The 15,951-nt window shown below is 68.6% G+C and carries 15 protein-coding genes; 4 read left to right on the top strand and 11 right to left on the bottom strand.

Annotated features, from left to right (window positions below; genetic code table 11):
- The first annotated feature begins 70 nt into the window (after positions 1-70).
- Positions 71-2,347 (top strand): NADP-dependent malic enzyme, encoded by a 2,277-nt coding sequence (locus AAC067_RS11915; protein WP_339933191.1) that lies wholly within the window; start codon positions 71-73, stop codon positions 2,345-2,347.
- 5 nt (positions 2,348-2,352) lie between these two features.
- On the opposite strand, the gene AAC067_RS11910 is transcribed toward AAC067_RS11915, so the two are convergent.
- From AAC067_RS11910 to rdgB, 10 genes are all read right to left on the bottom strand, one after another.
- On the bottom strand, positions 2,353-4,098 hold the full coding sequence (locus tag AAC067_RS11910; protein WP_339932783.1) for an MFS transporter: 1,746 nt from the start codon (positions 4,096-4,098) through the stop codon (positions 2,353-2,355).
- Between the two features lie 35 nt (positions 4,099-4,133).
- The gene (locus tag AAC067_RS11905; RefSeq protein WP_339932781.1) at positions 4,134-5,684 is read right to left on the bottom strand and encodes a response regulator; all 1,551 of its coding nucleotides are present in this window, start codon (positions 5,682-5,684) and stop codon (positions 4,134-4,136) included.
- A 46-nt stretch (positions 5,685-5,730) separates the two neighbouring features.
- The gene (locus AAC067_RS11900; RefSeq protein WP_339932779.1) at positions 5,731-7,323 is read right to left on the bottom strand and encodes a YifB family Mg chelatase-like AAA ATPase; all 1,593 of its coding nucleotides are present in this window, start codon (positions 7,321-7,323) and stop codon (positions 5,731-5,733) included.
- 51 nt (positions 7,324-7,374) lie between these two features.
- Complete coding sequence (locus tag AAC067_RS11895; RefSeq protein ID WP_339932777.1) at positions 7,375-7,695, bottom strand: hypothetical protein; 321 nt, start codon at positions 7,693-7,695, stop codon at positions 7,375-7,377.
- A 44-nt stretch (positions 7,696-7,739) separates the two neighbouring features.
- Entirely contained in the window at positions 7,740-8,684 is a 945-nt protein-coding gene (gene gshB / locus AAC067_RS11890) for a glutathione synthase (RefSeq protein WP_339932775.1), read from the bottom strand.
- 107 nt (positions 8,685-8,791) lie between these two features.
- Positions 8,792-9,607 carry a transglutaminase family protein gene (locus AAC067_RS11885; protein WP_339932773.1) on the bottom strand — a complete coding sequence of 272 codons (816 nt, stop codon included), beginning with the start codon at positions 9,605-9,607 and terminating at the stop codon, positions 8,792-8,794.
- On the bottom strand, positions 9,555-10,028 hold the full coding sequence (locus AAC067_RS11880; protein WP_339932772.1) for a YraN family protein: 474 nt from the start codon (positions 10,026-10,028) through the stop codon (positions 9,555-9,557). Before AAC067_RS11880 ends, AAC067_RS11885 begins: the two co-directional genes overlap by 53 nt.
- Positions 10,025-10,900: a 16S rRNA (cytidine(1402)-2'-O)-methyltransferase gene (rsmI, locus tag AAC067_RS11875; protein WP_339932770.1), complete on the bottom strand. Its 876-nt coding sequence runs from the start codon at positions 10,898-10,900 to the stop codon at positions 10,025-10,027. The genes AAC067_RS11880 and rsmI overlap by 4 nt, the downstream gene beginning before the upstream one ends.
- Before the next feature lie 274 nt (positions 10,901-11,174).
- Positions 11,175-12,344: a radical SAM family heme chaperone HemW gene (gene hemW, locus AAC067_RS11870; protein ID WP_339933189.1), complete on the bottom strand. Its 1,170-nt coding sequence runs from the start codon at positions 12,342-12,344 to the stop codon at positions 11,175-11,177.
- Between the two features lie 40 nt (positions 12,345-12,384).
- Entirely contained in the window at positions 12,385-12,987 is a 603-nt protein-coding gene (rdgB, locus tag AAC067_RS11865; protein WP_339932768.1) for an RdgB/HAM1 family non-canonical purine NTP pyrophosphatase, read from the bottom strand.
- Positions 12,988-13,421: 434 nt separating this feature from the next.
- Here rdgB and AAC067_RS11860 point away from each other — a divergent pair, with 434 nt between their 5' ends.
- The 3 genes from AAC067_RS11860 to AAC067_RS11850 all read left to right on the top strand — a co-directional run bounded on the left by AAC067_RS11860 (position 13,422) and on the right by AAC067_RS11850 (position 14,912).
- On the top strand, positions 13,422-14,030 hold the full coding sequence (locus tag AAC067_RS11860) for a DUF2975 domain-containing protein (RefSeq protein WP_339932766.1): 609 nt from the start codon (positions 13,422-13,424) through the stop codon (positions 14,028-14,030).
- 64 nt (positions 14,031-14,094) lie between these two features.
- Positions 14,095-14,346 (top strand): helix-turn-helix transcriptional regulator, encoded by a 252-nt coding sequence (locus AAC067_RS11855; protein WP_339932764.1) that lies wholly within the window; start codon positions 14,095-14,097, stop codon positions 14,344-14,346.
- On the top strand, positions 14,346-14,912 hold the full coding sequence (locus AAC067_RS11850; RefSeq protein WP_339932762.1) for a Smr/MutS family protein: 567 nt from the start codon (positions 14,346-14,348) through the stop codon (positions 14,910-14,912). Before AAC067_RS11855 ends, AAC067_RS11850 begins: the two co-directional genes overlap by 1 nt.
- On the opposite strand, the gene AAC067_RS11845 is transcribed toward AAC067_RS11850, so the two are convergent.
- On the bottom strand, positions 14,909-15,937 hold the full coding sequence (locus AAC067_RS11845; RefSeq protein WP_339932760.1) for an adenosine kinase: 1,029 nt from the start codon (positions 15,935-15,937) through the stop codon (positions 14,909-14,911). The genes AAC067_RS11850 and AAC067_RS11845 overlap by 4 nt on opposite strands.
- Positions 15,938-15,951 lie beyond the last annotated feature (14 nt).

Below are 15,951 nucleotides of genomic sequence, written 5' to 3'. Positions count from 1 at the left end.
TGGACTGCGTCCAATCCAACCGATTTCGCTCCAGGAACAGATGACCGCCTCCGAGACCCGAAAGACGCTGATGCCCGACCTGACCGAAAAACAGACCTTCTCCGACGAGGACGCGCTGGAATTCCACCGCTCGCCGACCCCGGGCAAGATCTCCATGGCCCCGACCAAGCCGATGGCGACCCAGCGCGACCTGTCCCTGGCCTATTCGCCGGGCGTGGCCGTACCGGTCCTGGCCATCGCCGAGGATGTCGACAAGGCCTATGACTATACGTCCAAGGGCAATCTGGTCGCCGTGATCTCCAACGGCACGGCCATCCTCGGCCTCGGCAACCTCGGTCACATGGCCTCCAAGCCGGTGATGGAGGGCAAATGCGTCCTGTTCAAACGCTTCGCCGACGTCGACAGCTTCGACGTCGAGGTCAAGACCACCGACCCGGACGAGTTCATCACCGTGGTCAAGAACATCGGTGACACCTGGGGGGGCATCAATCTCGAGGACATCAAGTCTCCGGAGTGTTTCGTCATCGAGAGCGAGTTGCAGGACCTGCTCGACATCCCGGTCTTTCATGACGACCAGCATGGCACCGCCATCATCTCCACCGCCGGCCTGATCAACGCCTGCCACATCACCGGCAAGAAGCTGGAGGACATCAAGGTCGTGCTGGCCGGGGCCGGTGCGGCCGGCCTGAGCTCGATCGGCCTGATGAAGGCGGTCGGCGTCCGGGCTGAGAACACCGTCATCGTCGACCGCGACGGGGTCGTCTACAAGGGCCGTGACAACGTCGACCAGTGGAAGGCCGCCCACGCCACCGACACCTCGCACCGCACCCTGGCCGAGGCCATGGTCGGGGCCGATGTCGTCCTGGGGCTGTCGGCCAAGGGCGCGATCACCAAGGAGATGGTGGCCTCGATGGCCCCCAATCCGATCATCTTCGCCATGGCCAACCCGGACCCGGAGATCACGCCCGAGGACGTCGCCTCGGTGCGCTCCGACGCCATCATGGCCACTGGCCGCTCCGACTACGTCAACCAGGTCAATAACGTCCTCGGCTTCCCCTACATCTTCCGCGGGGCCCTCGACGTACGCGCCCGCCGGGTCAATCACGAGATGAAGGTGGCCTGCGCCCACGCCCTGGCCCTGCTGGCGCGCGAGGACGTGCCGGACGAGGTCGCCGTCGCCTATCGTGGTCGCAAGCTGAAATTCGGCCCCGACTACATTATCCCCTCGCCGTTCGACCCGCGCCTGATCTGGTACATCCCGCCGTTCGTCGCCCAGGCGGCGATGGACAGCGGCGTGGCGCGCAAGCCGATCGAGGACATGGACGCCTATCGCATCCAGTTGCGCCAGCGCGTCGATCCGTCGGCGGCCCTGATGCAGAAGATCGCCTCGGCGGTGCGCGCGGCCCCGAACAAGCGGATCGTGTTCGCCGAGGGCGAGGAGACCACCGTGATCCGCGCCGCCTGGGCCTTCAAACAGGCCGAGCTGGGCACCCCCATCCTGGTCGGACGCGAGGATCTGATCCGTCAGAACGCCACCGAGGCCGGGCTGAATTTCGACGATCTTGGCATCGAGATCGTCAATGCCCGCGTGTCCGAGAAGAACAATCAGTACACGGACTTCCTCTATGCGAAACTCCAGCGCCGCGGCTATCTGCGTCGCGACGTGCAGCGGATGATCAACCAGGACCGCAACTATTTCGCCGCCACCATGCTGGCCCAGGGCGACGCCGATGCCGTGGTCACCGGCACAACCCGCAATTTCAACATGGTGCTGAAGGAGGTCCGGCGCGTCCTCGACGTCACCTCGCGGCTGGTCGGTCTGTCGATCGTGCTGGCCAAGGGCCGCACCCTGTTCGTGGCCGACACCTCGATCCATGAACTGCCGGACGCGACCGAACTGGCCGAGATCGCCATCCAGGCCGCTGCCGCCGTGCGACGCATGGGTCGCAGTCCGCGCGTGGCCTTCCTGTCCTATTCGACCTTCGGTGACCCCCCGGGTGACCGCGGCGAGATGATCCGCGAGGCCATCCGCATCCTCGACCAGCGCGGCGTCGATTTCGAATACGAGGGCGAGATGCCGGCCGAACTGGCGCTCGATCCCGAAGCCCGCTCGGCCTATCCCTTCATGCGCCTGTCCAAGGACGCCAATATCCTGGTCATGCCCGGCATCCACTCGGCCTCGATCTCGACCCGTCTGGTCCAGGCCCTGGGCGGGGCGACCGTGATCGGCCCGCTGCTGGTCGGGCTCGAGAAGTCGGTGCAGATCGTGTCGCTCGGTGCCTCGGTCAGCGAGATGATCAACGCCGCCACCTTCGCTGCCTATGAAGAGGGCGTCCGCGAAAGCTAGGGCCGTCAGGACGGGCGGGGGTCGCCAACCTCGATCGCCGCCTCTTCCGCCTGACGCACCTGTAGCGCGGTCTGCTTGCGCGCCACGATAAAGGCCAGCACGACCGCGAAGACCCCGATCAGGGTCGAATACAGGAAGAAGACCACATAGCCGGCCCCGAGCGCTGCAGGGGTCACGCCGCTGGTCGCCGCGCCTTCGACGAGGGAGCCGGCCGGCATGTTGGAGAACAGCCCTGTCAGGGGCGCGAACAGACCGCCACCCTCGGCTGCGCGCGCCGAACCCTCGACGATGCGCCCGGACTGGGAGGCGACCAGCTTGCCCGGCAGGCCGTAAAGCGAGCTGAACAGGGCGTACTGGGTCGCGGTAAAGCCCAGGGATGTCAGGCTGGACATATAGGCGATCAGGGCGGTCCCGGCGAAGCCGGTGGCGGCATTATCGACGCCGATGGCGATGAACAGGGCCCCGAGGTCGGGCCCCTGGACGGCCAGCCAGGCGAACACCAGGTTCGAAAGCGGGCTCATGAAGGCCCCGATCACCATGGTCCGGATCAGCCCCAGCTTGGCCACCGCCCAACCGGCGAAGAAGACCCCGAAGGTGGTGGCGAAGACGCCGAACACCTTGCGCACCTCGGCCACCTCGACCTTGTCGAAGCCGAGGTCGAGATAGAAGGGGTTCATGATGTTGAGGACGAAGTCGGACAGCCGGTACAGGCAGATCAGCGCCAGGATCAGGGTCGCGACCCCGGCGAACCGGTCATAGAAATCCTTCAGCGGATCACCGAACGATCCGGCCAGATAGGCCCCGGGACGGGTCGGCACACGCGGGATCGGCCAGCAGGCCAACACCAGCAGCCCGAGGCCGCCGAAGGTGGCGGCGACCTGGATGTAGACGCCTTCCGGCTTGGCGGTCCACGCCGCCTTCAAGGCGTCTGCGTCGGTCGTCGACAGCCCGACGATCTGCAGGCCGCTGGCCAGCATGTCCGCGCCTCCGGTCAAACCCGAACCGACGATCAGCGCCGCGATCACGATAAGGAGCAGGCGGACGGTCCATTCCAGCACCTCGAGCGGCGGCCGGGACGGAATGTCTCCGACCGGAATCGGTCGGATCGCGTGGGCTTTCTCGCGCGGGGCGAACACCGCTGCGGCGATACCGATTCCCATCAGGGCGGCCATCACCGCGTAGGACAGGTTCCAATTGTAGAGTTCGGCCAGGATCAGCGGCAGGGCCCCGGCCAGGATCTGGGCGAAGCGCCAGCCCAGCTGATAGGCGGCGGCCATGGCCCCGTGGCGCGAGTCGTCGGCAACCTCGATCCGCCAAGCGTCGATCACGATATCCTGCGTCGCCCCGAACACCCCGGTCAGCACGGCGAACAGAGCCACAGAGGCCAGTGAGCTGGACGGGTTCTGGCCCGAGATCGACCACAGGCCGAACATGACCATGGCCTGGGTGACCACCATCCATGATCGGCGATGTCCCAGCCATTTGGTCAGGATCGGGATCGTCGTCCGGTCGATCAACGGGGCCCAGATAAATTTGAGCGTGTAGCTGAGCGTGGCCAAGCCGAAGAAGGCGATGACGGACAGCGACAGTCCGTCCTCGCGCAGCCAGGCGGACAGGGTGTCAAAGATCAGCAGATAGGGCAGGCCGGCCGAAAAGCCGAGCAGCAGCATGATGAAGACGCGACGCTCGGCGTAAACGGCCAATCCCCCGAACCGGCCTGCGGGCTTGTCGGTACTGCTGGTCTCGGTCATGCAGGTTGCGTCTTTCGGTCAGACGCCCCCGGCGTCTATTCGCCGACGACCTTGGCGCGCGTTTGCCGGTTCGTCCAGCGGGCGAGTGTCCGGCGCAGGCTCTCGGGCGCAAGCGGCTTGACCAGATGATCGTCCATACCGGACTCCAGACAGGCGCGACGGTCCTCGGCGAAGGCGTTGGCTGTCAGGGCCACAATCGGGGTTGCGTCGCCGCGTGCGCGGATCGCCCGGGTCGCCGTCGGGCCGTCCATGCCCGGCATCCGCATGTCCATGAAGACCATGTCGTAGCGGGCCCGGGTCAGGGCGGCGACGGCCTCATGACCGTTGGCCGCGGTCTCGACCGCGCAGCCCTCGCGGCGCAGCAGGGTCGCGGCCAGCAGGGCCCCGACCGGATTGTCCTCGACCAGCAGCACGCGGGTTCCGGCGAAGCGGATGGTGGCCACGCGGTCGTCATCGGCCGACGGCGGCGGCGGCAGGCCGGGAATCTGGGTGGTGGTCGGATTGGCCACGGCCAGCACCCGTTCGGCCAGCGAGGCGCGCCGCAGCGGCTTGATCAGATAGCCATGAAAGCCGGCGGTGCGGTAACGGGCGATCAGATCCCGCTCCGACGGTCGCAGCAGCACGATGGCCCGACCCTTCTCGGGCCGGGGCGCCAGGGATTCGCCGGCGATGGCGGCGAGGGCGTGGTCGACCAGGATGACCGGGGCACCGGGGTGGACCTTGCCGCCCGAGGCTTCGATCTGATCGATCGCGGCCTGGCGGACCATGTCGTCGGGCGACAGCACAGCGACGCTCCGTCCCTCGAGCGGTCGACCGCGTTCGGGCAGGTCGGTGGCAGCGGTGAAACAGGCCTCGAAACGGAAGCGCGAGCCCTTGCCCCGGCCGCGACTGCTGACCGAAACCTTGCCACCCATGGCGTCGGCCAAGCGTTTGACCACGGCCAGACCCAGTCCGGCCCCGCCGAAACGGGTGGCGTCCGAGGCATCGACATGGCCGAACTCCTCAAAGATGCGAGCGCGCGCCTCAGGCGGAATTCCGGGCCCTGTGTCCTCGACGATGAAGGCCAGCCGCGGGCGGTTTCCGGCCCGGGGCACCCGTTCGACGGTGATGTGGACCCCGCCGGTTTCGGTGAATTTGACGGCGTTGCCGGCCAGGTTGAACAGCACCTGACGCAGACGGCCCTCGTCGGCCATCACATCGACGGCGTCGGCGGCGACCGACCAGACCAGTTCCAGCCCCTTGTCATGGGCGCGCGGGCTCAACAGTTCGGCGACACTGCGCACCAGGGTCTCGATGTCGACCGGGGCGGAATCGAACTCCAGCTTGCCGGCCTCCAGTCGGGCATAGTCCAGCAGGTCGTTGACCAGGCCCAGCAGGTGCTCGGCCGACTGGCGCGCGGCCTCGGCATAGGCGCGTTGGGCCCCATCCAACCGGGTTCGGGTCAACAGACCCAGCATGCCGATGACCCCGTTCAACGGGGTGCGCATCTCATGGCTCATCAGGCGCAGGAACTGCTGCTCGGCCCCGTCGGGCGGCTGCGGGGTTCCCGTGGGGGCTGTTGCGATATTCTTCGCCGGTCGTGTCATCAGCAATCTCCGACCGCCACCATGCAGAACAACCGTTAAGGGAGGCTCAAGGCGGGGGTCGTGCGGCCGGGGTCGACAACACGCCGGATCCGGACCACGGCACGGTATCGCCGACGCCGGGCCCGACCGCGGTGCGCCGGTGCACCAGGGCCTCGGCAATGTGGCGGCGCACCACCCCGGTCGCCCCCTCCAGGTCGGCGATGGTCCGGGCCAGCCGCAGCGTCCGCACCCAGCCCCGGGCCGTCAGTCCCCCGGCCTCGCCCGCTCGCATCAGCAGGGCCCGGCCGGGCGCATCGGGGGCGGCGAACCGGTCCAGGGTATCGCCCGAGGCCCGGGCGTTCAGGGCCTGATCGGGTGCAAGGCCGGCGGATCGCGCCCGCTCGTCCTGCAGGCCCCGGGCCACGGCGACCCGGGCCGCGGCCTCGGCCGTGCCCTCGGCCGGGGGTGGCAGGGCCATGTCGGCGGCGGTCACCGGCGGGGTCTCGACCGTCAGGTCGATGCGGTCAAACATCGGGCCGGAGATGCGGTTCTGATAGTCACGCTGGCAGCGCGGGGCCTTGCCGCAAGCCCCGCGACCGCCACCGCCGATCCCGCACCGGCACGGGTTCATCGCCGCGATCAGCTGGAACCGGGCCGGATAGCGGATATGGGCATTGGCCCGCGCCACGACGATTTCGCCGGTCTCCAGCGGGGCGCGCAGGGAATCCAGGGCCTGGGCGCTGTATTCCGGCAGCTCATCCAGGAACAGCACCCCGTTATGGGCCAGCGAGGCCTCACCCGGCCGCGCCTTCAGCCCGCCGCCGGTCAGGGCCGCCATACTGGCCGAATGGTGCGGGCTGCGGAACGGCCGGTCGCGGGTCAGGGCCCCGCGCTCGATCAGACCGGCCACCGACCAGACCATCGAGGTCTCCAGCAGCTCGGCCGGGGTCAGCGGCGGCAACAGGCCCGGCAGCCGCTGGGCCAGCATCGACTTGCCCGAGCCCGGCGGGCCGACAAAAAGCAAATTATGCCCTCCAGCGGCGGCGATCTCGAGCGAGCGTTTGGCGCTCTCCTGGCCCTTAACCTCGCGTAGGTCCGGCACGACCCCGCCGGCGCGCACCGGCCCCGGCTCGGGCGGGCGCAGCACCTGACTGCCCTTGAAATGGTTGATCAGCCCGATCAGCGAGCGCGGGGCGAGGATGGCGACATCCCCGGCCCAGGCCGCCTCGGGCCCGTTAGCCTCGGGACAGATCAGGCCCAGCCCCATGGCCGCGGCCGCGACCGCCGCCGGCAGGGCCCCGCCGACCGGGGCGATCTGGCCGTCCAGCCCCAGCTCGCCGATCGCGGCCCAGCCATCCAGCGCATCGGGCGTGATCACCCCCAGCGCCGCCATCAGCACCAGACCGATAGCCAGGTCGAAATGACTGCCCTCCTTGGGCAGGTCGGCCGGGGCCAGGTTGGCGATGATCCGTTTCGGCGGCAGGCCCAGGCCGATACCGGCGAAGGCCCCGCGCACCCGCTCGCGGCTCTCGGCCACCGCCTTGTCCGGCAGGCCGACGATGGTGAAGCTGGGCTGGGCCGCCCCAACCAGCTGCACCTGAACATCGACCCGACGCGCCTCGACCCCGTCGAACGCCACCGTCACCACGCGAGCGACCATTGCGCCCTCCCGTTATACGGGAAAAGAACAAATCACGAACTCGGATGAGGGTCAAGTCCCACCCGGTTCGGAATGACGTCGGATAATGTCGCGCGCCTGCAAAAAGTCCGTCGCCGCCAGAAGCAGCAAGGCGCAGAAAATCACTATTGGAACCAGCAGCGACACGCCGGCAAAGACCGGCACAACCGCAGACAGCATCAGTCCGCCCGCCGAAACGGCAACCCTGCGCCTGTTCCAGATATCAAATTCTTCAAATACCCGGGTCATCCGGGCACCATAAAACGTGGACGCCCTCAAGATATTCTGGCCGGGAAGAAAAAAGAATACGGCGTACAGCGCAGCAACAAGGGCGAGGTATTTGAACCAGTCCACGGATCACCTTTCAGTCTAACCTCGGCCCTGCGCCGCTGCGGACGTCACCCCGCCCGCTTCTTCTCGATCGCGTCCCACATCAGGGCCGAGGCGTCGACGCCGGAAAAGGCCTTCAGCTGCTGGGCACCGGTCGGGGAGGTGACGTTGATCTCGGTCATCCAGTCACCGATCACATCGATGCCGACGAAGATCAGGCCGCGCGCCTTCAGCGTCGGGCCGATGGCGGCGCAGATCTCGTGGTCGCGCGCGGTCAGTTCGACCGGGGCCGCGGTGCCGCCGACGTGCAGGTTCGAGCGCACCTGACCGGCCGCCGGGATGCGGTTGATGGCCCCGGCCGGCTCGCCGTCGATCAGCAGGATGCGCTTGTCGCCCTTCGACACCGCCGGCAGGAATTTCTGGATCACCAGCGGGTCGCGGCTGCCGACGGCGTGGATCTCGATCAGGGCTTCCAGATTGGGATCGTCCGCCTTCAGACGGATCACCCCCGAGCCCCCGGCCCCGTGCAGGGGTTTCAGCACCACATCGCCATGCTTCTTGTGAAAGGCGACCAGGGCGACCGGGTCGGAACTGATCAGGGTCGGCGGAGTCAGGCCGGGGAACTGCGTGACCAGCAGTTTCTCGGGCGCGCTGCGCACCTCGGCCGGGTCATTGACCACCAGGGTCCTGGGATGGACCGTCTCCAGCAGATAGGTGGCGGTGACATAGGCCATGTCAAACGGCGGGTCCTGACGCATCAGGATCACGTCGACGTCCGTGCCCAGATCCAGCTTCACCTCGTCACCGAAGGTCACGTGGTCGCCGGCCACGGCCCGCACCGTCATCGGCCGGGCCCGGCAGGACAGCCGACCCTCCTCCAGCGCCAGGGTGCGGAAATCATAGACCCACAGCGGATAGCCCCGGTCCTGGGCCGTCATCGCCATCATGAAGGTGGTGTCCGCCAGGATGTCGACCGCCTCCATGGGGTCCATCTGGATCGCGACCTTGAGCATGCAACTATCCTTTATCGGGGTCGGTCGGCTCGAATGCTGGACCGGACCCTATGTGACCAGCCGGACGGCGTCTCTCAAGGGGTGGACGCGACACGGGGCGGATTCGCCTAATTCAGCTGCAGCCGGACCCGGTCGAAACTGGTCTGGCGGCGGACCATGGCCGGACCGTCCAGATCCTCGGCCCGGGCCAGGGCCTCCATCGCCCCGTTCAGGGCCCCGCAGCGTTCGCGGGCGGCGGCGACGTCCAGCCAGGGACGGTGATCGTCGGGGTCCAGCAGGGCCCGACGCAGGGCCGACCGTTCGGCCCCCTCGCAGTCGCCGGCGTCGATGGCCCGGCTGAACTGCATGGCCTGCAGCCGGATCAGGGCCTGGCGCGCCGTCACCGGGGCCATCAGCAGGTCCAGCCGGTCGGCGACATGCGGCGTCAGACCGGCGCACAGGGCCCGGCGCGTCAGCTCCGACGGCATGACCACCTGGCCCTGGCTGAACGGGTCCAGCGCTACTGGCCCGTCCTCCGTCTCGACCCGCACGAGGAAATGGCCGGGAAAGTCGACGCCGGTGGCCGGAATCCCGGCCTGCCGGGCGGCATCCAGATAGAAGACGGCCAGGGCGACGGACAGGCCGCGCCGCCGCTCGGCCACGGCGATGATGTCGGTGTTGGCCGGATCGCTGCCGTGGATCAGGTCACCCGTCAGTCGCAGATCCGCTGACAGGGTCTCGGTCAGGGCGTCCTCGACCGGCTCGCCGCCGATCCGCTCCAGCAGCCGCTCGGCCGCCTGCTGGGCCAGCAGCCGCACCGGCTCGGCCTCGCGCATCGGATCGTCATGCAGGGCGCAGGCGATCGCGGCTTCCAGCAGCGGGAAGTCTTCGTCATCGGCCAGTCCGGCCGCCGTCAAGGTCGTGGTCGCGTCCTGATGGATCACGGAAATCGGCCCCCCCGGTCTCGATATCCTTAACATGACGCGGAAAGCGCCCGGGGGCCAGCGCCACCATATCCAGCCGCAGGGTCAGACCGGCCAGACCGGGTCGTCCGCGCGCCACCGCCTGGGCCGATGCCCGCAGCCGCGCCAGCTGTTGTGGACCCAGGGCGATCAGGGCGGCCTCCAGCGTGGCGCGGCGTTTGACCTCGACCACGGCCAGCACCCGGCCGCGTCGTGCCAGGATGTCGATCTCCCCGGCCCGGCTCTTCAGGCGAAAACCCAGAATCTGATAACCGCGACACATCAGCCACAGGGCGGCCAGCCATTCCCCGGCATGACCGCTACGGTGCGCCGCCTGCCCCGACGCCCGCCGCCGACCCGAAACGGGCCGTACCGGTGCCGGAACGGGGCGCAGCCGTTTCATCCCCGCCCCTGCAGCTCCAGCGCCCGGCGGTACAGGGCCTTGCGCGGCAGATCGAGCGCCTGGGACACTTCCGAGGCCGCCGGTCCCGGGGCCAGCCGGGTCATGGCTTCGGTCAGGGCCGCGTCGGCATCCGCCTCACTGGCCACCTCGACCTCACCGGGGCCGATGACCACCACGATCTCGCCCTTGGGCCCCTGACAGCGCGGATCAACGGCCAGTTCGGCAAGCGTCCCGCGCACACATTCCTCGTAGAGTTTGGTCAGTTCGCGGGCCACAGCGGCCGGACGCGGGCCCAGCACCGCCGCCATATCGGCCAGGCTGTCGGCCAGCCGCGGGCCGCTCTCGAAGAAGACCAGCGTCTGGCGCGCGGTGCGCAGCTCTTCCAGCATCGTCTTCCGCGCGCCGGATTTGGGCGGCAGGAAGCCGGCGAACAGCACCCGGTCGGCCGGCAGCCCGGCGATACACAGCGCCGCCAGCAGGCTGGACGCCCCGGGGATCGGATGCACCGGCAGGCCCGCAGCGATCACCGCCCGGGCCACGACGAAGCCGGGATCATTGACCATCGGCGTGCCCGCGTCCGAGACCAGCGCCACCACCTCACCCGCCCGCAGCCGTTCGATCGCCCCCTCGGCCGCCCGGGCCGAGGTATGGTCGTCGCACCGCTCCAGCTTCGCCTTGACCCCATAGGCCGACAGCAGCTTGCCCGTGACCCGTGTGTCCTCGGCCAGCACCAGATCGGCCGCCGCCAGCACATCCAGCGCCCGCAGCGTCATGTCGCGCAGATTGCCGATCGGCGTCGCCACCAGATACAGGCCGGACGCGACGGGGCGCGGCGGCGGGGCGGTCGGCGGAAATGGCGAAGGATCAGTCATCCGCGAGACCGTGCCAGCGGGGCGCGGACGGCTCAAGGTCTCCATTCGCTTTCGTCATCCCGGCGAAGGCCGGGACCCAGCGGCGCGCGCCCCTCCTCCAGCACCACTCCCTCTCCCGGTGGGAGAGGGAGGCCGCGCGCGACGGCACCAGCCGTCGTCCTGGCGCGGCCAGGTGAGGGGCTGGACCGTGACAGGGAGCCCCTCACCCTTTCGCGCAACCGCTCGCTTCGCTCCCGGGCGCTCAAGCCCTCTCCCGCCGGGAGAGGGCGGAACATCACACCAGCAGCGCCCGCAGCACCCCGTCCAGCACCGGTCGCCCGGTCGAGGTCGCCACCACCCGGTCCGCCGCCACCCTCAGAAAGCCGTCCGTGACCAGCCCGGCCAGGGCCCCTGTTTCCACGCGCCGGTCCAGCGTCGCCAATTCCGCCAGCGCCACCCCCTCGACCGTGCGCAGACCCAGCAGCACCCGCTCCTCGGCCGCCGCGCGCGGGTCCAGGGTTTCGTGCTCGCTCCACGGCGTGGCTGCCGCGACGCCGGCGACATAATCCGCGATGCCGCGATGGGCGACGGTGGCGGTGCGCGCGCCGTCGAGGGTCAGTCGCCCGTGCGCACCCGGGCCGAGGCCCAGATAGTCGCCGCCGCGCCAGACGTGCAGATTGTGAGCCGAGCGGGCCGCGACACCGCGCCCGTGGTTGGACACCTCATAGGCGTCGAAGCCCGCACTCTCGAGCACCGTCTGGGTGGTCTCATAAAGAGCGGCGGAGCGGTCCTCGTCCGGCGGGGTCCAGCTGCCGCGCGCCACGGCCCGACCGAAGGCGGTCGCCGGCTCTATGGTCAGCTGATAGGGCGAGACGTGTTCGAACCCCATGTCCAGCGCCTCGGTCAGCTCGGCGGTCCACGCCTCCACGCTCTGGTCCGGCCGGGCGTAGATCAGGTCGATCGACAGCCGGTCAAAGGACCGGGCCGCCACGGCCACGGCACGGCGCGCCTCGTCGGCCGAATGGTTGCGGCCGAGGAAGGACAGGGCGTCGTCGTCCAGCGCCTGCACCCCCATCGACAGCCGGTTGACCCCGGCGGCGGCCAGGGCGTTGAACCGCCCGGCCTCGGCGTCGGTGGGATTGGCCTCAAGGCTGATCTCTATGTCACCGCGCGGCGGGAACAGGGCCTTCGCCCGGTCGATCACCGCCGCCACCGCCGCCGGATCCATCAGCGAGGGCGTGCCACCGCCAAAGAAGATCGAGGCCAGCCGGCGCGGTCCGGTCAGGGCAGCCTGCGCCTCCATGTCGGACAGGATGGCCGCCACCAGCCCCGCCTGTTCCTCGACCCGGCCCCGGTCACGCACGACGTTGAAGTCGCAATACGGGCAGATGCGCGCGCAATACGGCCAGTGAACATAGAGGGCGAGATCATCTCGAGAGGCGCTATCGCGATGCGCGCGGCGCATCGCTGCTTGAGCGCCGTCCGAGCCGGTGGCGGGCGGGGCGTCAGTCAATCAGCGCCGCCTTCAATAGTTCGAAAGCCCGGGCCCGGTGGCTAATGGCGTCCTTGGCTGCGGGGTCCATCTCGCCGAAGGTCATCTCGTGGCCGTCGGGAACGAAGATCGGGTCATAGCCGAAGCCCCGCTCGCCGCGCGGCGGGAAGGTCAGCTGGCCGTCGATCCGGCCCTCGACCACGACACAGGGGCCGTTCGGCCAGGCCACGGCCAGGGCCGAGGTGAACCAGGCGCTGCGATCCCGGGACCCGACCTCCTCCAGCCGCGCCTCAACCTTGGCCATGGCCTGGGTGAAATCCTTGTCCGGACCGGCCCATCGCGCCGAGAAGATGCCCGGAGCCCCGTCCAGCGCCGTCACCGACAGTCCCGAGTCGTCGGCCAGGCTGACCTGACCGGAAAAAGCCGCCGCATGCCGGGCCTTCAGCATGGCATTGCCGGCAAAACTGCTCTCGGTCTCGTCCGGTTCGGGCACGTTCAGCGCTCCGGCCGTGACGATTTCGTAATTTCCGTCCAGCAGGGCGGCGATCTCGCGCGCCTTGCCGGGGTTATGCGTGGCCGCGACCAGCCGCATTCCCTTGATTAATTTGAGATTCATTCTGATCACGCCCTCGCAACAATTCCTTGCCAAAGTTTAATATCGTTAAACGATATGTAACATGACTTCCCGACACGCACGGCCTATCTATGATCCTCAAGAACGGCAGCCGCACCGTTCCCCTGATTGCCAACAAGAGCAACAGACTTGCAGCGGTTAACCGGATGAGGGGCAAAAACGACCCCCACCGAACAGATGGAGATAGACGATGGATACCATGAGCGCCTCTTTGTGGATGGAAAAGGTCGGCCACGCGATCGTCAACGCTGCCCTGCTGGCCGCCCTGCCGACCGCCCTGGTCGCCTGCCTGGTTCAGGCATTTTGATCGCCGTCGCTTTGACGTCGTCGCCAAAGCCCGCGAAGATTAAACCGCGTGAGAGTCAGTCGGACCTCACGCGGTAATCGCGCCCCTCCCCCGACCTGAGGTCTACCTCATGCGCCGCCCGAAGTTCTCATCTCTCGGGTTCCACCTGCCCCGTCTGCCCGACAATGGGCTGCGCGCCCCCAATCTGAAAACCCTCGGACCGGGCTCGGTCTCCAGCCTGCTGAAAATCGCGCTGGACGTCGCCTATGTCCTGCTGGGCATCATCACCGGCGGCCTGATCATCGGCCTGGTCGTCGCGGTCTTCATTCCTTTCGCCAACCTCAATCTCACTGTGTCCGACGATTCCGGCGGCCTGCAGCAACCGCTGACCCGCCCTTTGCTGATCTTCGGGGTCGGGGCCTTCGCCGCCTTTTTCGGCAGTTTCATGCTGATCCTGCGTAATCTGCGGATGATCTTCCGCACCCTGACGCTGGGCGATCCGTTCCAGCCCCCCAATGTGCGCCGTCTGCGCCAGATCGGCCTGACCCTGGCCGTGGTCACTGGCGGCAAATGGCTGGCCCAGGGCCTGGTGGCCGACCGCCTGGCCCCCGGCATCATGGATGCCCAGGGCTTCACCGACCTGTTGACCCCGGCCTTCTCCGTCCTCGTTGTCTTCGTCCTGGCCGAGGTGTTCCGTGAGGGTGCCCGTCTGCGTCGCGAATCCGAACTGACGATCTGACATGGCCGCACGCTTCACACGCTATGCACTTTTCGCCACGGCACGCGGCAGGTAGGAGGACCTCATGGCTATCCGCATCCAGCTTGATCGCATCCTCCTCGAACGGCGCATGTCGTTAACCGAGCTGGCCGATCGCGTGGGCGTCACCCTGGCCAATCTGTCGATCCTCAAGACCGGCAAGGCGCGCGCCGTTCGTTTCACCACGCTGGACGCCCTGTGCCGTGAGCTGAACTGCCAGCCGGGCGATCTGGTCGTCTATGAGCCGGGCCCGCAGGATGCGGTCCACGCGTTCGACGACGACGACGACGACGCCTGATGGCCACGCGACGCGGCGGCGACCTGACTCCCGAGGACCGGCGCATCTGGACCCGGGTCACCGGTTCGGTCAGCCCGGCCAAACCGGTCAAGGCTCCGCGCATCGCCGTCGCCGGTCCGGTCGCGGATCCCGCCACGACGCCGGCCCCGCCCCGACCGATGCCCAGACCGGCCCCGCGGCCGGTGGCTCCGGCGGCGACTCCGCCCGGCGCGGTCCGACCGTCCGCGACCCGGGGCGTGCCGGAATCGCTGGAGCCGCGACGGCAGCGGCGCCTGTCACGCGAACGCGATCCGATCGAGGCCCGCATCGACCTGCACGGCTATGGCCGCTTCCAGGCCCAGGATGCCCTGACCGCCTTCCTGACCACGGCCCAGGCACGCGGCTATCGCGCGGTGCTGGTGATCACCGGACAGGGGCGACGCGGCGGCACCGGGGTGATCCGCGGCTCGGTACATGAATGGCTGACCGGCCCAGCCCTGCGCGGCGTGGTCTCGGGCTATGCCGCTGCGGCCCGCCACCACGGTGGCGACGGGGCTCTGTATGTGACGCTGAAACGGCCGGGTTAGGCTTCCAGCTTCAGCCCTGCCTCGGTAGCCAGACTTTCCAGCGACACCATCGGGCGCGGACCCCAGTGCGCGATGACCTCGGCCGCGGCCAGCGAGCCCAGGGCCCCGGCCTCGGCCAGGGTCAGGCCGCGCGCCAGGCCCAGCAGGAAGCCGGCCGCATACTGGTCACCGGCACCGGTGGTGTCGATCACCTTGCCGACCGGCGCGGCCTTGACCGCGACCCGGTCGTCGCCACGCACGATGACCGAACCGTCGGCGCTGCGCGTGATGGCCGCGACCTCGACGATCGCGGCCAGACGGGCCGCCGCGGCCTCGAAATCGTCGGTTTCGAACAGGGCCAGCAGTTCGCTCTCATTGGCCAGGACGATGTCGGCCGAGGCCTCAATGAAGGCCAGCAGCTCGACGCGCCAGCGTCCGACGACGAACGAATCCGACAGGGTGATGGCGACCTTGCGTCCGGCGGCGTGGGCGGCTTCGGCCGCGGCCACAAAGGCGGCGCGGGCCGGGGCCGGGTCGAACAGATAGCCTTCCAGATACAGGATGGCGCTGTCGGCGATCACCGCCGCATCAATGTCGGCCACCGTCAGCTGGTTGGCCGCACCGAGGAAGGTCGACATGGTGCGCTGGGCGTCCGGGGTGACATTGATCAGGCAGCGGCCGGTGCCGGCACCGCCGGTCAGGGCCGGGGTGTCGAAGGCCACGCCGGCGGCACGGATGTCATGAGTGAAGACCTGACCCAGGGTGTCGTCAGCGACCTTGCCCAGATAGGCGGCGCGCCCGCCGAACGAACCGACGCCCGCGACCGTATTACCGGCCGATCCGCCAGAGGCTTCGACCCCGGCGGCCATCGCGTCATACAGGGCCGCGCTCTGGGCCTCGTCGACCAGCGACATCGAGCCGGGGGCCAGGCCCTGAGCGCGGAGAAACTCCGGTGAGCACGGGGCAAGAACATCGACGATGGCATTGCCGACGGCGCAGACGTCGAAGCGGGCGGCGGTCGTAGCGGAGGTGTTTGTCTGGGTCATGGCCCGCCCCTTAG

Source organism: uncultured Brevundimonas sp. (assembly GCF_963977465.1).
Taxonomy (GTDB): domain Bacteria; phylum Pseudomonadota; class Alphaproteobacteria; order Caulobacterales; family Caulobacteraceae; genus Brevundimonas.
This window is presented reverse-complemented; position numbering and strand designations above follow the sequence as displayed.